This window comes from Muricauda brasiliensis, assembly GCF_003057865.1.
In the GTDB taxonomy this organism is placed as follows: Bacteria; Bacteroidota; Bacteroidia; order Flavobacteriales; family Flavobacteriaceae; genus Flagellimonas; species Flagellimonas chongwuensis.
Genome location: NZ_QBTW01000016.1, coordinates 250882 through 273494, shown reverse-complemented (window position 1 = coordinate 273494; position 22613 = coordinate 250882). Strand labels below are relative to the sequence as shown.

At 44.3% G+C, this 22613-nt stretch carries 21 protein-coding genes and 1 pseudogene; 5 read left to right on the top strand and 17 right to left on the bottom strand.

Features of this window, described 5'->3' with window-relative positions; translation table 11 throughout:
* Positions 1 to 92: 92 nt before the first annotated feature.
* The 4 genes from DCK90_RS13325 to DCK90_RS13310 all read left to right on the top strand — a co-directional run bounded on the left by DCK90_RS13325 (position 93) and on the right by DCK90_RS13310 (position 3779).
* Positions 93 to 1184: a Shedu anti-phage system protein SduA domain-containing protein gene (locus DCK90_RS13325; protein ID WP_159075840.1), complete on the top strand. Its 1092-nt coding sequence runs from the start codon at positions 93 to 95 to the stop codon at positions 1182 to 1184.
* A gap of 86 nt (positions 1185 to 1270) precedes the next feature.
* Positions 1271 to 2083, top strand: coding sequence for a competence protein CoiA (locus tag DCK90_RS13320; RefSeq protein WP_108246694.1), 813 nt, complete (start codon positions 1271 to 1273; stop codon positions 2081 to 2083).
* A gap of 75 nt (positions 2084 to 2158) precedes the next feature.
* The gene (locus DCK90_RS13315) at positions 2159 to 2950 is read left to right on the top strand and encodes a hypothetical protein (RefSeq protein WP_159075839.1); all 792 of its coding nucleotides are present in this window, start codon (positions 2159 to 2161) and stop codon (positions 2948 to 2950) included.
* A gap of 139 nt (positions 2951 to 3089) precedes the next feature.
* Entirely contained in the window at positions 3090 to 3779 is a 690-nt protein-coding gene (locus DCK90_RS13310) for a hypothetical protein (protein WP_159075838.1), read from the top strand.
* A gap of 64 nt (positions 3780 to 3843) precedes the next feature.
* On the opposite strand, the gene DCK90_RS13305 is transcribed toward DCK90_RS13310, so the two are convergent.
* The 6 genes and pseudogenes from DCK90_RS13305 to DCK90_RS13280 all read right to left on the bottom strand — a co-directional run bounded on the left by DCK90_RS13305 (position 3844) and on the right by DCK90_RS13280 (position 13041).
* Positions 3844 to 4134 (bottom strand): hypothetical protein, encoded by a 291-nt coding sequence (locus tag DCK90_RS13305; RefSeq protein WP_159075837.1) that lies wholly within the window; start codon positions 4132 to 4134, stop codon positions 3844 to 3846.
* 220 nt (positions 4135 to 4354) lie between these two features.
* A pseudogene (locus DCK90_RS13300) lies at positions 4355 to 5112 on the bottom strand (type IV secretory system conjugative DNA transfer family protein); the annotation flags it as partial.
* Between the two features lie 244 nt (positions 5113 to 5356).
* Positions 5357 to 6649: a TlpA family protein disulfide reductase gene (locus DCK90_RS13295; RefSeq protein ID WP_108246690.1), complete on the bottom strand. Its 1293-nt coding sequence runs from the start codon at positions 6647 to 6649 to the stop codon at positions 5357 to 5359.
* Positions 6650 to 6803: 154 nt separating this feature from the next.
* Positions 6804 to 8153: a RagB/SusD family nutrient uptake outer membrane protein gene (locus tag DCK90_RS13290; RefSeq protein ID WP_108246689.1), complete on the bottom strand. Its 1350-nt coding sequence runs from the start codon at positions 8151 to 8153 to the stop codon at positions 6804 to 6806.
* 16 nt (positions 8154 to 8169) lie between these two features.
* A complete protein-coding gene (locus DCK90_RS13285; protein ID WP_108246688.1) occupies positions 8170 to 11694 on the bottom strand; it encodes a SusC/RagA family TonB-linked outer membrane protein in 3525 nt (1174 codons plus the stop codon).
* Positions 11695 to 11856: 162 nt separating this feature from the next.
* Positions 11857 to 13041 (bottom strand): FecR family protein, encoded by a 1185-nt coding sequence (locus tag DCK90_RS13280; protein WP_108246687.1) that lies wholly within the window; start codon positions 13039 to 13041, stop codon positions 11857 to 11859.
* A gap of 198 nt (positions 13042 to 13239) precedes the next feature.
* Between DCK90_RS13280 and DCK90_RS13275 the strand changes: the two genes are divergently transcribed.
* On the top strand, positions 13240 to 13776 hold the full coding sequence (locus DCK90_RS13275; protein ID WP_159075836.1) for an RNA polymerase sigma factor: 537 nt from the start codon (positions 13240 to 13242) through the stop codon (positions 13774 to 13776).
* A 114-nt stretch (positions 13777 to 13890) separates the two neighbouring features.
* Here DCK90_RS13275 and DCK90_RS13270 read toward each other — a convergent pair whose 3' ends face one another.
* From DCK90_RS13270 to DCK90_RS13225, 11 genes are all read right to left on the bottom strand, one after another.
* On the bottom strand, positions 13891 to 15483 hold the full coding sequence (locus DCK90_RS13270; protein WP_199912692.1) for a type IV secretory system conjugative DNA transfer family protein: 1593 nt from the start codon (positions 15481 to 15483) through the stop codon (positions 13891 to 13893).
* 11 nt (positions 15484 to 15494) lie between these two features.
* Complete coding sequence (mobB, locus tag DCK90_RS13265) at positions 15495 to 16514, bottom strand: MobB family relaxase (RefSeq protein WP_108246685.1); 1020 nt, start codon at positions 16512 to 16514, stop codon at positions 15495 to 15497.
* 2 nt (positions 16515 to 16516) lie between these two features.
* Complete coding sequence (locus tag DCK90_RS13260; protein WP_108246684.1) at positions 16517 to 17104, bottom strand: BfmA/BtgA family mobilization protein; 588 nt, start codon at positions 17102 to 17104, stop codon at positions 16517 to 16519.
* A 24-nt stretch (positions 17105 to 17128) separates the two neighbouring features.
* Positions 17129 to 17320: a hypothetical protein gene (locus tag DCK90_RS17015; RefSeq protein WP_159075835.1), complete on the bottom strand. Its 192-nt coding sequence runs from the start codon at positions 17318 to 17320 to the stop codon at positions 17129 to 17131.
* A gap of 256 nt (positions 17321 to 17576) precedes the next feature.
* On the bottom strand, positions 17577 to 17756 hold the full coding sequence (locus tag DCK90_RS13255) for a hypothetical protein (protein WP_108246683.1): 180 nt from the start codon (positions 17754 to 17756) through the stop codon (positions 17577 to 17579).
* 306 nt (positions 17757 to 18062) lie between these two features.
* The gene (locus tag DCK90_RS13250) at positions 18063 to 18284 is read right to left on the bottom strand and encodes a hypothetical protein (protein ID WP_108246682.1); all 222 of its coding nucleotides are present in this window, start codon (positions 18282 to 18284) and stop codon (positions 18063 to 18065) included.
* A 150-nt stretch (positions 18285 to 18434) separates the two neighbouring features.
* Positions 18435 to 18884 (bottom strand): JAB domain-containing protein, encoded by a 450-nt coding sequence (locus DCK90_RS13245; protein ID WP_108246681.1) that lies wholly within the window; start codon positions 18882 to 18884, stop codon positions 18435 to 18437.
* 61 nt (positions 18885 to 18945) lie between these two features.
* Entirely contained in the window at positions 18946 to 19299 is a 354-nt protein-coding gene (locus DCK90_RS13240) for a single-stranded DNA-binding protein (RefSeq protein WP_036385938.1), read from the bottom strand.
* Between the two features lie 231 nt (positions 19300 to 19530).
* The gene (locus DCK90_RS13235; RefSeq protein ID WP_108246680.1) at positions 19531 to 19860 is read right to left on the bottom strand and encodes a hypothetical protein; all 330 of its coding nucleotides are present in this window, start codon (positions 19858 to 19860) and stop codon (positions 19531 to 19533) included.
* Positions 19861 to 20182: 322 nt separating this feature from the next.
* Positions 20183 to 22150, bottom strand: coding sequence for a heavy metal translocating P-type ATPase (locus tag DCK90_RS13230; RefSeq protein WP_108246679.1), 1968 nt, complete (start codon positions 22148 to 22150; stop codon positions 20183 to 20185).
* A 42-nt stretch (positions 22151 to 22192) separates the two neighbouring features.
* Positions 22193 to 22609 carry a Fur family transcriptional regulator gene (locus tag DCK90_RS13225; protein WP_108246765.1) on the bottom strand — a complete coding sequence of 139 codons (417 nt, stop codon included), beginning with the start codon at positions 22607 to 22609 and terminating at the stop codon, positions 22193 to 22195.
* Between the last annotated feature and the right edge of the window lie 4 nt (positions 22610 to 22613).

Genomic DNA, 22613 nt, shown 5'->3' with positions numbered 1-22613 from the left:
ATAAGAACATTTTTGGTAATTATGGTTATGAAGAAAATGAACTAATCTTTTTCAATTCATTAGATAGTACCAAGTCTTTCTTTATAGAACACTTGGAAAAGAAAAAACTTCATATCGATGCGCTGATCACCAATGAATCATCCTCTGAAATAGTGGACAGCTTAAAGGCTTCAAAAATATTGAACTTCAGGAACCAGTTTGACACTTCCTACTCAAATGGCAATTTTAGAATAAGTTCCATTCCTGTAATTCTATATACGGACATAGAAGTCAATGGAACTATCGCTCCAGATAATTGGCAAGCCATTTTAAAAAAGAATAAAGAGGGACAGCACGACGGCTTCATGCACGCATTCGAATCCACCATTAAAACTTGGAGAAAACAGCTAATTCAAGACTTAGATAACTTGAAAATTCTAAACAGGAATCTTCAACACTTTCATGAAACCAATTTCTATAAAAATTATTACAAAAATCAAATTGGCAATAATTCTGAAAGCTACTTTTTACTTAAAACCAGAATAGTTTCACAAGAATTTGTAAAACTTCCAGCCCCACTAATTTATGATTGGTTAATTATTGGGAGAAAGGAAATTGAAAATACTATCATGGCGTTTAATTCCACCTACAATCATCATGTTAAATATGATAGAAAAAATAATGAGCGAACTATTTTACACGATTTTTTCAACAACAACAAAATGATCTTACTAAGGGACGCTTATATAGATTTAGAATATGAAAAAAACTTATTTGATTTAAATGGAAAGACAAATGAAGAATGCGACTATATTTTAAAAACAGAGTTTCCTGAATTTCTAAAAACAACTTTTTTTGAGGTTAAAAAAGAAGATGTTACATTTTATGTGAAAAAAAAGACAAAAAGACCCCAATTAAGCAGCAATTATTTATCCCATCTAGAACAGGTATGGAGATATAAGGATTACTCTGAAAATGTAATCAACGATTCGGAACTGAAAGAGAAATTGGGATATAAAACTCAAAACTTTGAACACATATTACTAGCTGGGAGAAAAGAAGAAAAACTCGAAATGAAGGAAAAATTCTCCAATGACCTCGATAGGATGTTTAACGGAGTGGAGGTAATAACCTATGAAGAACTGGAAGAGTTGAACATTGACTATTATGACAAATTCAATAGGCTAAGTATTGAAATTAGCTAGTGTAACTAGTCACTAATTTCAGTTTTTCCTCGAAAAACTTACAATAGCCGTCTCACGACTGAAGAAATAAAATTTAAAATAAACCAATGAAACTCGCACTTGTCAACGGAATCAAAACAGAAGCCACTGAAGGGGTCAGGGGGACATGCCAAGGTTGTGGATCGGAGGTGATCTCCAAATGTGGCCCTATCAAGATCAACCATTGGGCCCACAAGGGAATACGGAACTGTGACCCATGGTGGGAAAATGAAACGGAATGGCACCGGGCATGGAAAAACAACTTTCCCATCGAATGGCAGGAGACCCCCATGATGGATGATTGCACCAATGAAAGACACATCGCAGACATTCGTACAGGCCATGGGCTGGTGATCGAGTTTCAACATTCCCATATCCATTCGGAAGAACGGACTTCACGGGAGAACTTTTATAAGAACATGGTATGGGTGGTAGATGGCAGACGCTTGAAAAGGGACTTTTCCAGGTTCCAACAAAGTCAAAAACGTTTTTTATACTTCAAGGACGCTCGATTGAAAGGGTACTTCTTGGTGGATTCCCCCAAGGAAACCTTTCCAGTGCAGTGGCTCGACAGTACTGTCCCAGTTATTTTTGATTTCAGGGGAAGCCCCGAAGAATCCGAGTCCATTACCTCTCATGACAACACCCTATGGTGCCTGCTCCCAAAAAAAGCGGACAAATATGCCGTGATAATGGCCATTTCCAGTGAAAACTTTATTACTACTTCACAAAGCCAAAAAGAGCTAATGGCCACTGATGAGCTGATCCGATTCTTTTCGGATCTTCTCAAACCAAGACAACGTCCCATGAATAGACCTACGAAGAACTCCCTATTCGAAATAAGGGGAGGAAAATTGAAAAGGAAACAGCGATTCAGATAACCATTAATACCCATACCGATGACAGAGGACGAACATCGCCGGGAAGCCAAAAAATGTCTGGCAAATTTGGTTCAGATGATAAAGCACTATGATGGTGGGGACAAATTCATAACCTACGGCAACCTCGCCCGGAACATCGATTACCCCCAACCCTATAAGGGCAGCTTATTTGGCAAGCGGATCGGGAAGACATTGGGCACGATGGGCCATTTACTCGACACTATCACCGCACCTTCTTGGGAGGACCGCATCCCTTATATTCAGGCTATGGTGGTCGCCCAGAACACCAAACTGCCCAGTGATGGGCTAAAGGAGTTCATCGTTGACTATCCGAATTTATCGACTGAAAAAAAGAAAGACCTGCTGTACCTGGAATACCAAGAAATTTTTAGGTTCGGTGACCGGTGGGATTTCATTCTGGAACAGTTGGGCATTGGCAACCCCTCACCAAACAGACTTACTGGAAAAGGAGGGCTCTACAATCCCTATGGCAGTGAAGGTTCCCCGGAACACAGAAACCTGGTCCAATATATTTCCGAACATCCGGAGAAGGTAGGTTTTGACCCTGCAATAATCGGGTTCAAGGAATTTCCCTTGAAATCAAAGGATTGTGTGGATGTTTTGTTTTTAAGTGGCACCCAGGTCTTAGGGGTGGAGGTCAAATCCAAAAGGTCGGGACCGGATGACCACCTCCGCGGCATTTTTCAGTGCATTAAGTATAGGGCCATCTTAAAATCCGAGGATATCCTGAACAATCTTTCCCGGCCCGTTGATTGTGTATTGGTGCACGAAGAAGACCTGAACGCTTCCTTGAAAAGAACCAAGGAGAGATTACAGGTCAGGACGATTCAAATAAAATTTAATTAGGATGGGGGCATAAAACCGTTCTTGGCGGATAGATCCATCCACAAAAAATATGCCTCGGAACCGACGAACCACCCCTATGATATTGATATGAAAAATCTTATATTTAAACTGCTGCATAACCCTAAAAATCAGCTGTGCATTGGATAAAATAAAACGACGTCCCGAAGTTGTCATGGGGAAAATGGATGTGCGCTTGGTCGTCCTATCGACCTTCATCCTGGTGATGTCGATAGAATCACTTTATTGTCCCTGGCTCAATTTCTCATGGCCCATTATCGTAATCGTTGATCTATACTTCATCTATGTCATCTTCTATGCCGCCCGGAAAAGTGATGTATATAAACCCGATGATTGGAAGCGTGGGCTAGGGATTCCAAACCGGGTGGGCGGTGTGTTCGTGTTTACCTTCCTATACCTATCCGTGATCTTTTCCTTTTCAGAGATCATACTGCACGCCAAAGGATTGGGCAACCCTACCACCGAAGAAGCATTCTATAGAAGCGTTATGGCAATCACCTCTTTCTCACATACCCCCTTTCCCTCGGAATTACCAGATTTACAAAAGTTACAAATGTTTCAATCCTTTAACGGCATACTTCTATTGACAGCTGCATTTGGCTTTTTGGTGGCCCGGATATCCACCTTTAGAGAAGAGGTTTCTTGGGAGGACTTCACCTCGTTTATGGAGAATCTCGATAAAAAGGATGTGCCGGTTAATGCCATGGCAACGTTCAAAAAACTCATGGAAGAAAATAAAAGTCAACGGGAAGAAATCAATAAGCTCCAAACTGAACTAGAAGAATTCAAAAAGAAGAATAAGTCCGGTTAATAAGCTGCTTTGGCTGCCACCCCGTCCTTTGGGTCATTGCTGACCATGGATTCCTTGACCGTTATTACTTTAGCATAACCTCTACGGATTTCGAAATGAGGGTCACCGGATTCGTGTCAAGAACCTCGGCGATGTCCAGTTTGACCGAATCCCCTTTATGGACCTCTACAAAATTGCCATTGGGAATACTGATGACCGTCGTGTATTCATCCCCCTCTGCATCTATCAAGAACAGGGTCTGACAATCTTTTCCAGGCTCGATATGGGTAACGGTGAACCGGTCGCCCCCATCCTTTGGGGATGTGCAGGAGAACACCATCAACCCTACACCCACCAGCAACACTTTTTTCATCATATCCATTTTTGACAGAAGTTTTTGAAATCCATGGAATATGGGACCTTTTCCAAAACTAGGGAGTTATGGGCTTACTTGCAAGAACAATTTCGTACAGGAAAGGGATTGCTGTCGGAAACCTATTAAAATAAAGGCACTCCAATGAAATCCATTTCCTATAAACCATGGGCAGCATAACGGTAACCCTAGAAAAGAGGATATGACAATGGCATTGTGATCACTATTTTGGGGGCTCGAATATCGTACCAATATCATGGTGCACTTTCAAATAATGCTGTCCCAGTTCCAGTTCTGATATCTCCAATGCCTTGGGTAGCCCTTTTGGAATATCCGGCCTTGGGAACTGGACCTTACGGTCCTTACCATCAGCAAACACTACAAACTCCCCTTGTTTCAACCGAAAGAACACCTCGGCCCTTCGTTTGGACACTTCCTTCTCCCCTTCCGTGATCCGTCGTTCCAAGTTCAACCCTGAACTCTTACTTACACTTCGAGTCGGTATCTTGACCAACTCAAAAAAGCGTTCATAGTATCTTGCGGTATCCGGGTCGTTCACTTTTCCAAAGAACTGATAGGATAGATTGGAAAGTATCGCCTTGCTCGCCTTCTCCCCGTACATCATATCATTTTGGATCTTGTCCTGCAGCACGTAGACACTAACGATGTCATAACTCCGCAACGTGGCTGGAATCCGATGCATGTTCAACAGCCGTAAAGTCGAAGCCTCTTCCAACAACATAAAGGAAGGTTTCCGGTTACGTTGGCTCATCTGTTTGGATATAGTATGGATGATCGTGGCGATCACAGGGGAAAGGGAAGCATCCTTTTGGGGGTTATTCACTAAGGCAATGACGGAAGGGTGGTCTTCATTATTGATATCCAAGGAAATCTCATCTGCGGAGAGCACCATAAAAATCTTCCTGGTACTGATTTTATAAAACCATTGGTCAGGGTACTCATGACCCCGGCGGTCTGCCGCTACAATACACGGCCGCTGATAATGACAGCAATCTCTTCTTTACGCAATCTGAAACGAGTCTTCACACACCAATAAAAAAAGCCCCATCCATAACTATGGACAGGGCCCGATTGACTAATTCAAAAAATAAAAACCGCTAAACGTTGACTTGATGCTTTCAAGAATCCTGGTCGTGGGCATCACCCAGAGAGTGGTCAATCCATAATTTTGCTCCCCAATTTAAAAGGACCAGGTCATTGAGTCCTAAAAAGCAGGGCTATCTTTCCCACTGTTTGTTTCCGTAATGACTACCATGTCAATTTCCACATCCTTTTCCACAAATTGAAGACCGTACCTTTCCAGCTCTTTGTTGATATTTGGAAAATCAGCCATATGTTCCTTTACTTCAATCGAAGTATCTCCTGAGTATCCGGTCTCATTTACAATCGGAATCCCACAATCGTGGTTCCGATACGCTATTTTTCGCACAAATAATTCAATGTCCATACCACTGTCCCCACTCTTCTCAGGGTTTCTATTCATCTTATATCTTCCCAAGGTATCCGTTTCAACCAGTGCAAGGCATTTTACGGTTCGTTTCCTCTTCTGTCCTTCAATTCCCAGATACCCCTTAAAAAACCGATTCAGATCCTGGACCATGAATTCTGAAATTTTGGGCTTTTGGGCCATGATCTTCTTTGCAATCCTAAGATTATAAAGGAAAGTATATCGGTCACGCCAAGACAAATAGGTGGTATCCTGTTCATAAGTTCCGGTGATACCATCCATTGGGCCTTGGATAAGGTACCGCAATGAATCATTCACTTCCAGCTTGACATAGGCGTTGTTCGGGAAATTGGGCATTTCAAAGGCGCAGTTGTACAAAAATACTATATTGGCATTCTGTACCAGAATTTCGTCTTTCTTAAATCTGAACCTTGAACCTACACCTGTTCGGGAGGAGATAACGGATTGATAGAGCGCCAAATGTTGATTTGGTATGATCTCATCAAAATCTACCTTGGTATCTTCTTTTAAATAAGACTTCAGCTCTTTCCCGGCCAATACGGTGGCAATGTTGGATTCATTGGCAGATTTCCATCCCGTTATGGCCAATACCTTTTGGCCTTTGATCCATACTTGATGGGGCACCGCAGCATAGGGAAAATATTTGTTCAGAACGGTATCCCCGGCAATGATCGGTAACTCCCATTGATGTTTTGCAGCCAATTTTTTCCACTTGGAACCATCCTGCCTAGTCACCAAAACAATCAAAACGTCTTCCAAATGATTGGTTTGTAGTCTTTGCAAATGAGGCACTGATTCAGCACAGGTTGAACAAGTGGCGGAAACAAACTCCAATATCACAAGCTTTTCCTCTATGTCAACCAATAAGGACTTGTCTATTTTGGTCAATTGTTCCTTCAGGTATCCTAAGGAATATACATCCCCAACCGAAAGTGGTTCGATGGATTCTTTTTCAGATTGACAGCACAGCTGCATCAGTACCATCAAAAGAACGATGCAAAAAAACAGTAAATCTTGTATTTTTTTCATAATGAATGTTTTCAACAGTAAAATTCGGCCCGTACCATACCATGGTCATTTCAGGGCAGGCCATTATCAATTTATTGGCCCAAAACCGAATCAAGGATCGGAAAAGCTTCTTTCACCGTGATAGGCAATTCCAGGCCAATCTAACTTCTACAGATTATCTCGGGTTCTGCTCGATATCAGACAATTCAATTACCTCATCAGGAAAAGGCAGTACATATCTCAAATCATTGGGAGGTAGGGTATAGATCTCTCCATTAATATGTCGCTCCAATGTAATGGCAAAGTCGGCCTCCATGTTCAGCCGTTTTAAATCATGCCATCTAATTCCCCGGAACACAAGGGATTTCCGCCTTTCTCTGAGTACGATCCCAAGGGCATCATTGGCATCATTGGCGACATAGGGCTGGTAAGTACCCTCGGCCCAACGAGTTGACAACAAAGCATTCAAATATTGCATGGATCCACTTTGATTCCCCAATCTAGCCTCACATTCTGCAGCTATCAAATAGAACTCGTCATTGGCCATCCCGCTAAATTGTCGGGACGATCCAGCATACGTCCCCTTAAAAGCCATTCTCCCGTTATCATCAAAATAATAGAGGGTCTTCCTTAAATCATTTCCGTCATAGGAGTTATATAAAGTTGAATCTATATGATGGGTATTCAAGATGGTCGAAAATGGATAGATCGTGCTGCAAAAGGCTGTTTCGACATTAAAGAGTTCAAAGGGATAATTGTCCGTGGCATCCAAACTGTCATAATCCATTAAGGTATTGTCAATGGCCAAATATGCAGTGGCATATCGCAAAGCCTCCGCATAGTCCCCCATCTGCAAATAAGTTTTGGCCAACAGGCCATTGGCCGCTAGCTTGCTTGGACGGGTCTGTACCAGTGGTGTGCTCGGCAAGAGTCCAATGGCCGCTTCTGTATCTTTGATGATCTGATCATAGGTTTCCTGTACCGATGCCCTTTTTGACTTGATGTTTACATCGGATTCCAACCTCAGGGCTATGCCCAAATCGCTATCGGCCGTTGTGGGATCATACTGTTTGGCATAGATTTGGACCAATTGATAAAACATCCAGCTCCTATAGAATAGGGCACTCCCCTTAACATTGTCCCACATTTCCTGTTCTTCAACGGAAGGATTTATATCTTCTATTCTTTCCAGCACTATATTGGTATATAGAATCGCCAAATGGAGGGTATTATAATTGTAACTGGTGTTACCTTCATAGATATCTTCAGCCCAGATATAGGCATTGTGCTGTTCAGGGTCCATCCCTTCCCAATCTTCATCCAAAAGGTAAAAATTATCGGCCCCGACAACCCCTAGGTAGGGAAATCTCCCAAAATTGATATTGGCAGAATCGTCCAATAGCGCCTGTAGGTCCGTCAAGGTTTCCGGAACCACAAGTTGTTTGTCCTGCTTGATCTCCAACCATTCTTTGTCACACCCGAACAGCAGCATTGTAAGTAGTACTATACCGTATATGTTTTTCATTTTTTTCAGATTTTAATTAAAAAGTTAGATGGACGCCAAGGGAGTACATTTTGGGCATTAGATATGTGGTTCGGGGATAGTCCGGATCCAATCCAGAATCACTGGCCTGCCATAAAATTCCCAAGTTTTTGGCATTTGCATATATCCGTAGTTCCCGAAAAGGAAGCCACGCATGGTCATGTTTATCAAAGGTATAACTGAGATTTACGTCCTCCCAACGTATATGATCGCCCTTTTCCACATGGAGTTCAGCACCTTGATAGAGATAATCCCTGTAGGAATCACTGGTTTCAGGGATGGATGGCACATCTGTAATCAATTCATCCCCAGTGGCTTGCCAACGACTTAAATAATCCCTATGCAGGTCATAGTTGTTTAGTAAGCTATAGTAGTTCAAGGAGCTCTTTCTAAAGTAATAGCCCGCCTTCCAACTAATGTTCGCACTCAATGTCAATCCTTTCCACGTAAAGTTGTTTCTTATGGACCCAAAAATGGGTGCAACGTTCACCCCATGATATTTTAACCCATCCATATCAATATTGCGCAAATAGTCCCCATAGGCGGTACTGGGTTCCCCATCAATTTCAAGCAGGGGGTTCCCGGTATCCGGGTCCAGTCCATACCAAGGCAGGCTATATACCCCATCTATCGGTTTTCCACTTTGCGGCAGGTTGGAAAAGTTATTGGTGATCCCTGCCAGAATATTACTGCTTGTGATGGCTTCATCATTGAAATCGGTGATTTCATTCTTGGTATAACTGAAAAGGATATTGGAAGTCCAGCGAAAGGTTTTATCCATATTGATGGTATTGATCTGGACGTCCATCCCTGAGGTTTTCGTAGAGGCGTAGTTCACATAGTTCAACAGATTTTGGTTATACACCCCGGTACTTGGGTCCAGCGACTGTTCGCCTATAATATCCTCCCCCTTCTTGGCAAAGTATTCCAAGGTCCCGGAAACCCGTTGGTTCTTCAGTGCAAAATCCAATCCGAGGTTCACCATGCCGATCTTCTCCCACTTAAGTGCAGGATTGCCAGCGCTTCTAAGATCGAGATAGACCAAATCCGTCCTGCTATCCACGGAATACCTCGCCGTGGGAAAGGCGGTCACTGATTTATTAATGTTCCCGTTATATCCATATGTGGCCCTCAAACGGAGGTATGGTACAGCCTTCGATCCATAAAACGTTTCTTTGGAAAGATCCCAGCTTGCCCCCACGGACCACAACGGAACTCCCTTTTGGTTTGTTTTGACACCAAAAAGGTTCGAAGCATCGTACCTGATACTTCCGGAAACAACATATCTATCCTTGAACGAATAGGAAGTATTCCCATAATAGGAGACATATCGGTCGGTCAAATCGGTAACTTCCTGATTGGGTGGGGGCAACCATAATGACCCTGCGGGCCTTAGTGGGTATCGCGTCGTAAAATCCAAATCGTTGTTATAGGTCAGTACATTGTCATCATAGCCGTATAACTGTGTTGCACTTCCATGGCCATTCGTCTCTCTGACATCCATGCCAACCATGGTATTGACATGATGATCGGCATTGAAGCTTTGATGATGGCTCAACTGTATCCTACCCGAATGTGCCCTGTCTTCGTAAAATTCCTGCGACAATATCCCGCCATAGGGAAAAACTCTTGTACCATCATCTTGGGTATACCTATTGACCTGGTGCCTAACGGCAAAACCATCCTTGTCCTGCAAGTTTCTTTCTTTGGAAATGGTTTGTTGGTATTGGTAATTGACACTTATGCTGAAATGGTCCAAAAAATCATATTGCACCCCGGTATCTATCCGATAATCCGTTGTTCTTGTCACCGCATCCCGCAATGCTTTTTCCTGCAACGGACGGTAATGCCAGTCCAACAGTCCATTTGCTTCCGCCTGATCCACATAAGTCGATCGCAGAATGTTGGTCACTGGTAGCCAATTCCCTGATTCGTCGGCGAACCTATTATAGGGCAGCTCGGTATCGACAGTGCCCCATCGGGAAGCATTGTTCTGCCGTTTCCGTTGGGTCATATTGATGCCCAGGCTCAAGGAAAGTCCTTTCGCGGGCCTAAAGGTGTTGTTGGACACCAAGGTGATTCGGTTCAATTCATTGCCGTCCCCGTTCTCCAGGTTACGGTCATAGCCACCGGAGAGGTAATGGTCCATCTTTTCGCTCCCGCCCCGGAGGCTCAAGGAGGTTTGTTGGTTGAAACTGCTGCGGTAGAAATATTTTTCGGCCTCGTCCCGGACATCATACCCGGACATCCGATCAAGGGCACTATCCAATTCGGAGTCTGAAATGGCACCATCCCTGTGTTGGGCCAAAAATTCAACGACCGGGGTAATGGCAGGGTACCTTGTACTGGAGAGATCACTGTCATAGTATCCCCGGTTGAACAGTTCCCGCTCCAACCCGATAAAATCCTTGGATGGAATGAAATTTGGTGAATAGTGAAGGTCCGGTCTTTCGCCAATGGTTATGTTATTGTTGAATGAAACGGTCAAAGGCTGGTTCCTTTTTCCTTTTTTCATGGTAATCACTATGACCCCGTTTGCTGCCTGTGCACCCCATATGGAAGCGGAAGCGGCATCCTTCAGGACCGTGATACTCTCAACATCGTTTGGATTGATACTGTTGATGTCTCCCTCATAGGGGAAATTGTCCACGACGACCAGGGGACTGTTGTCCGATTCGATGCTATTAATCCCCCTGATCCGAAGAGATCTATAATCCTGGCCCTGTGTGTCGCCCACCTGCCGTTTGTCGAACAACAGGCCCGGTGTCACGTTCTCCAATCTGCCGATCACCTCCGTGCCCACCGTCCGGTTCAACAATTCATTGTCTATCTGTACAAAGGAACCCGTTGCCCTTTCCGGGGAAACTTTCTGATAGCCTGTTGCATATTCAAGGACCACTTCATCGAGTTCATTCAATGCCTCTTTCAGTTGTACAACAAAAGTGCGCTTTTGGCCTACGATTATTTCCTGCGGCTCATGCCCCAAGGAAGAAATAACAAGGACATTGGCCTCGTCATTCACTTGAATGCTGAAGTTCCCCTCAAAATCAGAGGACACCCCCCTCCGTGTACCCTTTATCAGTATAGTGGCCCCCGGAATCGGCACCCCTTCCATATCCGTTATCGTACCTGTAACGCTGAATTGCACCACTTGGTCCTGTTCTTGGATGATGATTCCATTGTTAGCGGTAAGAACAATGTTTATATCTCCGTACGCCAAGCTTTCGTTGATCAATTTATCCATCCGCACCGTTCCCTTTTTCAAGGAAACCCTTGGATACTCCTTGAACATATCGGAGGGATACATAAAGGAATACTTGGTCTGCCGGGTAATCATTTCAAAGACCTCCTCTACGGTCACCTCTTGATCCCTTTCCACCTTGATCTTGGTGCCTTGGGAGAACAGGTCTTTCGGTGTCAGACTGAACACCGTGGTACAGCATAAAAGAATAAATATCCTCATAAGCAAATGAAGTGGTCGCGATAAAACATCGCCCCTACTCCCAGTTGGTTTGATTTTCATAAATTTGAGTAATTGTTAGTGGGTTATTCAATAATTCCTAATGATGTCACAGGGAATAAACGGTTGGATTTTTAGCGAGATTGAACCTTTATTCCCTTTTTTATTCGTTCCTATCACATACGTTGCTGGTTTTTTGGGTTAAACTTTGATTTGATGATGCCATTATTTTAAAGTTATGGTCTTGTCCTCTATTTCATACGAATTGATGGTACCCTGCAAAAAATGGAGAATATCTTCTATGGACTGGTCCTTGTGGAGGGTTCCGTCAAAGGTCAATTCCTTGATGTCCTCGGAGGCAAATTGTACTTCCATATCGTACCAACGTGAGAACACCTTCATGATATCCGCAAGGGATTTGTCCTTAAAGGAGAAAATACCGTCCTTCCAGGAAACTTCCCGGAAGACATCCGCATCCTGAATCCGGACATTACCGGACCCGGTGGTCAAAATACTTTGCTGCCCGGGCAATAAAACATGCCTATTCCCTTGTTGGGACACTTGGACCCTGCCCTCGACAAGGGTTGTGGTAATGACGGGATCGTTCGGATAGGCCTTAATATTGAATTCTGTTCCCAACACCTCGACACTTTGCCTTTTTTGATCCACGGTAAAACGTGCGCCTCCGTTCAATTTACTGGATGTCACTTTCAAATAGATTTCCCCATACACCAGTTCAATTCTCCGGGTATCTCCCTTAATGAAATGGGTGGGATAGCGTACCTGCGATTGTGAATTCAGCCAGACCCTGGTTCCATCTGATAGCTCAAGGCCAAACTGGCCACCCCTGGGCACTGTCAATGTATTGTATTCGATTTCTCCCTTTCCACCACCCTTATCTTGGTAAACAATTTCCTTTCTGGTACTCTTGGCGTTACCCAACTGCAAGGAATCCTTATCCCCCAAGGTCAATGCGGTTCCATTGGCCAAGGTCAAAATAGCCTTATCGGTGCCCGGTTTAATTTGGTTGTTGGTAATGATCGAGACAACCTGGTCTGTACCAAAATAGTTCTCTAGCTGTTCACGGTACAGATATCCGGTCAGCAATAGAAGCAAACTTGCCGCTGCCGCAACATACTTGAAGACGGATATACGCAACCTTACTACCTTGGGAGCTCTTGTAATCTTGGGTTCCACCTTGGACCATGCCCTTTCCACATCAAACCCATTGAACACCCTTTGATTGGATTGGTACCAACCAGCCCCTGTGATTCTTTGATAGCTATCTTGGTGGTCCTTGGATTCCCTCAACCAATTTTCCAGATATGCCTTATCTGCATCACTGATGCTTCCAATCAGTTCCTTGGAAAGAATCCTTGATAAGGTATGATTTCTATCATTGATGTCCATGACAAACCGATTTAATGGATGGGTTTGATATAGGAACAATCCAAATATCGATTGGTAGTATCCACAACTAAAAAAAACTATTAACTGTTAGTTACTTAAAGATACCATACTGTATCAATTAAGGGCTGTAGATGGTCTATGGATATCCCAATACTGTGCTTTTTATATATTTACCCCTTAAAAGTTGCGAATCCAGCATTGAAACAGTTAATCCAAGAAATCAAATCCGGTAACAAGGAATCCTTTAAGGAGTTCTTTGAGGATTTCTATCCCATACTTTGCTCCTTTGCCTTCAAGTTTTTAAAGACAACTGACAAAAGTGAGGATGTGGCCCAGGAGGCCTTGGTAAAGTATTGGGAACGCAGGGACGATTTTGAGGATATCAAATCGGTGAAGAACTTTTTGTATGTGGTCACCCGAAACCATTGCCTGAACCTGTTGAAACAATCCAAAAGGGACAAGGACCTGGACGAAATCAATATGTTGGAGAGCAATTCCTTCCTTCAAGAGACCCTGTTGGATCAAGAGACTTTCCACCTGGTACACAAGGTGGTTTCCGAGCTACCAGATCGCCAAAGGGTGATCATCGAACTAACCTTGAAGGGTATCAGGAACCCTGAAATCGCATTGCAATTGCAGATTACGGAAAACACGGTAAAGACCAGTAAGCGGAATGCCTTTAGAAAGCTGCGGGAATTATTGAAAGAAAATTATTATCTACTTCTTTTTATATAGGCTTGGCCTGATCCTGTTCACCACTCCATCCGCCAAGGCCTAGCCCTCAAACATGTTCTTTTCAGGATTTCCACCATGGTCCCACGAATTCCTTCCTTCTTCCATATCCTTCCTTTAATCGGCCTTGAACAACAAACCGATTTCTTGGAAAACCTTGAGATAATGCTGCTCCAATTCCAATTCTGAAATCCCCAAAGGCTTGGGCAATCCCCTTTCAATTGTTGGTTTCTGAAACTGCACCTTTCGGTCCTTCCCATCCGCGAACACCACAAACTCCCCTTGTTTCAACCGAAAAAACACCTCGGCCCTCCGTTTGGACACTTCCTTCTCCCCTTCGGTGATACGTCGTTCCAGGTTCAACCCTGAACTTTTGCTCACACTCCGTGTCGGTATCTTGACCAACTCAAAGAACCGCTCATAATATCTAGCCGTATCCGGGTCATTGACCTTTCCAAAGAACTGGTAAGAGAGATTGGAGAGTATCGCTTTACTCGCTTTCTCCCCATACATCATATCATTTTGGATCTTGTCCTGAAGGACATAGACACTAACGATGTCATAACTCCTCAATGTGGCCGGTATCCGGTGCATGTTGAGCAAGCGTAAGGTCGAGGCCTCTTCCAACATCATAAACGAGGGTCTTCGATTCCGTTGACTCATCTGCTTGGATATCGTATGGATGATGGTAGCGATCACCGGGGAAAGGGAAGCATCCTTTTGGGGGTTGTTCACCAAGGCAATGACGGATGGGTGGTCTTCATTATTGATATCCAAGGAAATCTCATCCTTGGAAAGCACCATAAAGATTTTCCGGGTACTGATTTTTTTAAAACCATTGGCCAGGGTACTGAGTACCCCTGCCGTTTGCCGCTCGGACCCAATACCACTGATAAAGGCATCCGCCATGGCCCGTGAAGTGATGTTTCCTTTTAAGAATTTGATCAAACTCTTAGTACCCAATTGCTGAAAAACGGCCATGAGATGGGGCAAGGTGCAATAGTGTGGATAATCGGTCTTTAATCGCCAAATCAATCCACTGATCAAGCCCTCGGCTGCATCCTTAAAAAAGCGGGAGGTACTGTTCTCGTCCGAGTCCCGATGTTCCATCAAATTCTCCAATAGCACCCTTGACACCTCATGCACACTTTCCTCATCGGGCAGGTATCGGGGAGCTATTGGATTGACCCGATTATAAATCGGACCGAAGGAAACAATCTTAAAGGGGATCTCTTCACCATTCCACAAAGGATAGGCCATTTCGGTGATCTCAAAATCCTTGTAATCATGGATGACCCCTGAGAAATGCTCCTTTTGAAAATGCTTTAAAAAGTTATAGATAACGCTCTCCGTCTTTCCACTCCCAGCAGAGGCCATAACAGAAACACCTCGCCGAATGTTCCCCAACACCAACGGCCTCCCCTTGACCTTCATTTTCACTTCAAAAACCTTGGAGGGTTTCTTATCGTCTCTGTGGTGGTCCACTAGGCCATAGATCAACACATGGACAAAAAACAGCGGCAACCAAAGGGTCAATGATCCCTTTATAAAATCATCCCACCCCCAAAGTAAACCATTGGCCACAGCCAAAAGAACTATTCCCAAAACCCAAATCACAAACCCATATTTGAGAAATCGATTTACTGCAACCGAGATTCCTCCCCCGATTACAATCCCAGATACTATTTCAATCCATCCTAAATTTTCCATATCTACACTATTTAAATTCCAATGGATCCTGATTCCATGGCCTTTCCGATGCCTTTTTTAAGTTGCATCAACGCTTTATAGGCCAACTGCGCTTTATTGGTGGGGATGCTCGGCACTTTGATGCCAGCCTTGAACAACAATTGTTTTGCGGCCTGTTTTTCATTGGTCGGCAGTCCCAAAAGGGCCACAAAGAATTGCTTGGGATTTTTATCCAACAAGTTTCGGGCATGGTAGGTCTCCACAAAGTTCCTGCGATAACCAAATTGTTTATCAAAGCTCTTTTCCGCCGCTCGATAGAATTTGTCCCGGTCAAATCCCTGTTTGACCTTCTCCCCGTTGAGGGTGGTCTCCGAGGTACGGAACTTGGACCCCGGGGAGAGGCTATGGGCATTGGTGATATCCTTTCGGCTGACGATGATATGGATATGGCTCTGGTGACCTTCCTTGGCCATTCCGGGAACAATCCGCTTACCGTTCTGTTTATGGGGCGCCTCCGTTTCCAAGACCTGTATCTTTTCCTGAAGTTTGGCGATATTCCCTTGCTCCCGCCCTTCCTTGATGGCCCTGATCTGGTGTTGCAGTTCCAGGATCTTACTGGCATAGGCCTGGTTCTCCTTGACTTTCTTGTCCTTTTCGGAATAGACCCTTTCCCGCTCCAACTTCGCGAAATACAACACATCCTTCACTAAAACCTCCTTGTCCCGGTAAAAGGAAGCTGCATAGGTCTTCATGATCTCCCGGGTGTACTCTTTCAGCTTTTCGGGGTTGTTCCCGATATGCTTGAGCTCCGCTTGGGATGGACTGACCATGATGGAATAGAACTTGGGATCCCGTTTCGAAAGTTTGGCCGTATTGGCATCGATCTCGGCAATGACCCTTTGGGCATCGATGTCATTTTCCGTTTGGTTGAAAAAAAGTTCTTGCTCTTCCAAGGCCTTACCTTCGTTCTCCTTTTCGAGATACTTGATAAAATCACTGGCACTGCCGCGATAGTTATCTCCCAAATGTTGTCTTGTGATGGCGATGTACATGATTATAGATTTTTGAGTTTGGTGCGGTACTGTTCAATGGCCCCGGGTTTGAGGTCCACTTTGAGGTGGTCCTTTCCAAAGCGGTTCTTGGTCAGGGACACATGGTCCAGCACATGGTTAAAATCAGCTTTCACTTCTTCCAACTGTTCCTTCAGTCGTTCATGCACGATCTTGGGGACCGTGGTCTCCTTGTCCAAGAGTTCTGGGTTGGTAGGGGAATTGATCTCGGTGAGTTGTTTTTCAAAAAACTCAAAGTCCCCTTCCCATTCCTCGCCTTCTTCAGACTCCAGTTCCTGCTGGAAAAGGGCCTGTATCATACTGACCGTGGGCAGGGTCTGCTCTTTTTCGATACTGCGCATAATGGCCACCATGGCATTGAATCGCCTTTTGATCAAATATTTAAGGCTTGCAATGGTCTCGTGCATTCGTTCATCGGGCGATATGCCATTATGGTCAAAGAACTCCACCATGGCCAACAAGGTCATGGAATGGGACTTTCCTTGCCGTTTGGAAAAGCTCCGAAATTTCAGGGCCACCGAGATTTTGATCCTCAGTCCCGCAAACGTCTCTTTTTCGTATCCTTTATCCATTTTTTCAACAAAAATTCCTTGGTTTTACTGGGTCCGGCCCATTTTTTCAACAAAAACCGAATACCCAAAATCTTCAAGATTCCCCGAAACCCCCATAAACAGGGCCTTGCGGAGCAACCATGATCGGTAGCGCTGCGCCAGCACGCTATCCTCTTGCTTCTCCTTTTTGCGCCAGGGGCCCAAAAAGCATCGCACAAACCATCTTAAAAAGACCATTGTCCCTTATCATATTTTACCTAATGGAGCACGGACTTTTGGAAAGTCAAATCAAGTTGGGATGCCGTGCAAACTTTGCTATGATGTAGCATCTTAAATATACCCACATTCCTCCAGCCACAAAAATGCGTTCTGCGGGCAAATGGCATCATTTGCCCGCAACATATATGAAACGGTCATTTTTGGGTTTCCACAACGTCAGGAGTTCCACGGGAACGCCAAAAAAAAAGACCCTTTTTCAAGGGTCTTGTTCCAATCAGTCCTCCGATGGGACAGAAGTGGTCTGTTCCCTGTAATACTCATACCGGAATATCCAGAGATTGACCACCAGGGAGTAGGTTTTGTCCACCGAGGCATCCGCTGTCTTTTTGACTACACTTTTCTTTGGGTGTTTCTTCGCTGGGATCTCCAATGACTTTTTTACAATTGCTTTCATAATACATGATTTTAGATTATTAATTATTTGAGGGCATCCCCGCACTTCCCAAAAATTTCAGCTCAAAAGGAAACGGAATAAATAGTGAGGTACGAACGGTTTATGCCGTAGTCTTTTGATGGGAACATTTTTGAAGGGCGAACTTGCGGTCAAATAAGGGATAGGTATTCTTTGGGGTTGCCCAGCACTTTACAAACAAGAATTTCCCAAATTGGTTTTTGGGTGTTCGACCCACCTAAAAACCAACCATGAACCCATAAAAAAAGCCCATCGTGATGGATGGGCTTCGATGGTGTGTTTTGGCATTCACATATTGAATACGGAATCATAATGGTATAGGTTTCGCAAAGCTTCCCTTCGACTCCGCTCAGGGCAGGCATCTTCCAAGAGGATATCATAGTCCTTATCGTGGGTTTCTGCAAATTGGCGCAATTCGGTCCCGGAACGGCTTTCCACATCTTCTTTGGATACGGAAAGCAAACGTTCCTGGGTCTCGCTATCAAGGTTGGTAAAGTTCAAATAGACCATTATTCAAAACTTTGATAGTTCATTGCTCACAGATCATAAAGGCTTGGATCGAACCCATCGGGGTAATACCTTGGGTCATATTGTTCTTCCAACCATTTTTCAAATTCCGTCATTTCTGTATTCGCTGTATTCGCTTCCATGACCATTGGATTAAAGAATTCCATTATCGGCAAAACTGTAATACCTACCATCGGGCGCAAGGATGATATGGTCCAAAATCTTGACATCAAAAAGCTGTGCCGCCTCTTTGATCTTTTGGGTCAATTGTTTGTCCTGATAACTGGCCTTGAGTTGTCCAGAAGGATGGTTATGGGCGAGGATGATCCCAACGGAAAGGGTCTTTAGGGTAATGGCAAAAAGGATGCGCAGATCTACCAAGGTACCTGTGATGCCCCCATGGGATAGTGGATAGATACCCTTTACCTTGTTGGACTGGTTGAGCAGCACGATCTTAAAGGTCTCGTGCAGTCCTATGGTCTTGTTGTCCCAATTTTTGAACAATAGATTCGCCACCTCATTGGAGTTCGTCACGGACAGGGATTTCAGGGTACTGAGCTTTTCCCGATAACTGATCTGTATTTCATTGACACGGTGTTCCATTTCAATAGTATTAAGGATGAAAAAGAAAGGGATGCCCAAAGACTGGACACCCCCAATCCATCTATTCGGTGGTATTGTTATCACCACCACCCAACAATAGAATCTCACTGGCCACCACTTCGGTCACATACTTCTTATTGCCCTCTTTGTCCTCATAGGATCGAGAGGTCAATTTCCCTTCGATGGCAACTTCCTTGCCCTTGGTCACGAAGCCCTCGATGATGTCGGCCAGTTTCCCCCATGCGATGATGGTGTGCCATTCGGTATTGGTCACCCGTTCCCCTTCGGAGTTCTTGTAGTGTTCATTGGTGGCCATGGTGAAGCGTGCCACACGTTTGCCTTTGTCAAGGTCTGTAATGGTAGGGTCTTGCCCCACGTTTCCGATCAACTGCACTTTGTTTCTCAATGTACTCATGGTAAAAAGTTTTAAAGGCCTGCTATCTTCCAGTATGGATAAATCAGCAAACAGGGTTAAAAATTTCCCCTCTATTTTTTTGGTTTTTGTCTCCCAAATTTTAAGGGGCGTTTGTTTGCTTCTTACGTGCGTAGCACAATAAAAGAAGGGGGTTCTGTCAAGGCTTTTGGACAGAAATCGGGAGGCTCCGCGACGTAGTAAAACCTTAAGGTTTTCAAGGAAGTGGAAACCCTATTTATGGACAAAACCTGCCTTGGCCTTGACAGGTTCGATGAGGGCCCTAGGAATTCCATCCGACCCATTGGCAAGGGAGCGTACGGGAAGTTGAGCGACTGCAGGCGATGGTGTCCTGATTGGAAGTCCTTGGGCCCTGCCCTGTTTTTCGATGCCCCGAAAAACAATCAGGGCTTCTTTTATTACGGGACCCTTAAAATTTGTTGGGCGGACAAGCGGATTTGCGGCCTTATAGGCAAAACCCCAAGAAGGGTTTGCAAAGGAAGGACGCACCAAAAATCCGTTTGGGCGACTTCCGTTTTGACCAAATGAAGTTTCATCAAACATTACGACAATAAGGGAACAAAAGTATTGGAGTTACCCTACGACCGGATTATTTTTCATCTACAGTGATAAGCATTTCGTAATTGTTCGGATAAGATTCTTTATGCCCGGAAGCTTTCATATTGTCTCATAAGTCCTGTCGCCGTTTCTCGAAGAATCAGACCCCTAACCATTCTGAAGTCCCCTCCAAAACAAGGACAGTTGTTTGGGTGACACAACCTGCGAAGCGTCTCATGTACAATTTTATTGAAGGTCTTGGCCAACCATGGGGCTGCCAACAACGGCTGAAATATAAGTTAGCCCAAAAAATAGTTCCTCTTTGAAACTAAGTGTTCCACTTCATCCGCTGAAGTCGAACAGCATTCAATATTGCCAATAAGGCAACCCCCACATCAGCAAAAACTGCTTCCCACATCGTGGCTAGGCCTCCCGCTCCAAGGATGAGCACAAATGCCTTCACGCCAAAAGCGAGCCCAATATTTTGCCAAACTATCTTTCGGGTGGAGCGTCCTATTTTAATGGCTCGTGCCATCTTGCTCGGTTGGTCGGTCTGAATGATGACATCTGCTGTTTCAATGGCCACATCACTACCCAAGCCTCCCATGGCAATGCCCACATCGCTGATGGCCAGAACGGGCGCATCATTAATACCATCGCCCATAAAGGCCACTTTGGTATCTGATTGTTTTTTGAGTTCTTCGACTTCGCCGAGCTTATCTTCTGGTAATAGGCCGCCCTTTGCCCAATCAAAGTTCAACTTTTTCGAGACTTGTTGCGTTATGGAATCTTTGTCACCCGAAAGCATTATGATTTTCGAAATCCCGGCATCCCTGATTTGTTGGATGGCTTGATGGGCATCTTCCTTGAGTTCATCTGCAATGGTAACATAGCCTGCAAATTTTTCATCAATGGCCAACATTACAATAGAATCCACAATATCATCGGTTTCTGAAGGTACATCAATGTTGTTTGAGGCCATTAGGGCTTTATTGCCCACCAGCACTATTTTCCCATTGACCGTTCCCCTTAATCCCTTTCCGGCAACTTCCGATACATCGGTTGCCTTTATATCTGTGCCTTCGGCTTTGTATTCCAAAATTGCTTTTGCTATGGGATGGGTAGATTGTTCCTCCATGGCCATCAAGTATTTCATAAACTTGGCTTCCTCAAATTGGGCAGTCTTGATCTCCTTGATTTTAAAAACCCCTTTGGTAACGGTTCCCGTTTTGTCCATAACTACCGTGTTCACTTTGGTGACTGCTTCCAAAAAAGATGCACCTTTGAAGAGGATCCCATTTCGGGATGCCGCTCCCAGACCACCAAAATAGCCGAGCGGAATGGAAATGACCAAGGCACAGGGACAGGAAACCACTAGGAATATTAATGCGCGATAGAGCCAATCCCTAAATACATAGTCATTTAGAAAAAAGTAGGGCAAGAACGTTAATCCAATGGCAAGGAAAACCACAATGGGCGTATAAATTCTTGCAAATCTTCTAATGAACAGTTCTGTCTTTGATTTTCTGGCTGTAGCGTTTTGTACCATATCCAAGATTCGAGTGATGGAACTGTCCTTGAATTCTTTGGAGGTTTCTACATCGATAACACCCTCGAGATTAATACTTCCGGCATAGACTTTTTCGTCTCTATTTATCGTATCGGGCTTACTTTCGCCAGTAATTGCCGCCGTATTGAGGGAAGCTCTTTCGGATAAGAGAATGCCGTCCAAGGGGATTTTCTCCCCCACACGCACTTGTATCCTTTCGCCAATCTCGACGGTTTCGGGGTTTACGGTAACGAAATTCCCGTTACGAAGCACCAAAGCTTCGTCCGGTCGCGCATCCAAAAGGGCCTTAATATTTCCCTTTGCCCGATTGACTGCTGCATTTTGAAACAGTTCGCCCACGGCGTAAAACAACATTACCGCCACGCCCTCTGGGTATTCGCCTATGGCAAAGGCCCCTAGAGTGGCAATGGACATCAGGAAAAATTCAGTAAAGAGATCACCATGCTTTATACTGTTCCAACCTTCTTTGATGACAGGAAAACCAACAGGCAAATAGGCAAGGGTGTACCATGCGATCCTTATCCAGCCCTTGAAAAACGGGGAAGCATCAAAATAGTCCACCGCTATGCCGATGATGAGCATTACAAAACTGAAAATGGCCGGTAAATAGGTCTTGAATTTAGATACACCTTCAGGACCGTCATGGTTATGGCCACTTTCGTGTCCGTGTTCGCCCTGGCGTTCCTTTGAACCTAGATCACGTAGTTTTACTTTTTTCTTTTTCATAGACGGTAAGGTCGTTATTTGTTTCATGCAACGGAAGTGCAATTATTGCCCGCTGCACTTGTCGCAGATTCCCTTAATGACCAAATTGGCATTTTCTGCCACATACCCATCAGGTAGATTGATATGGGGAATCTTATGCTCAGTGAGACAGACCGTTTCATCACAGTTATCACAATGAAAGTGGAGGTGCAGATCTTGCTCCATTTCACAATTGCAACCTGGTTCGCACAGGGCATACTTTGAAATATTGGTGCCATCATCTATTTGGTGCACAATGCGTTTTTCCTCAAAGGTCTTCAGGGTCCGGTACAATGTGGTTCTGTCCGCTTTTGAGAAAGCGTTCTCCATATCGGTCAGGGCAATGGCCACTTCCTTTTCAGCCAAATATTTATAGATCAAAATACGCATCGCCGTTGGGCGTACACCTTTATTTTCCAATGTTTTTTCAATGTCTGTCATCATA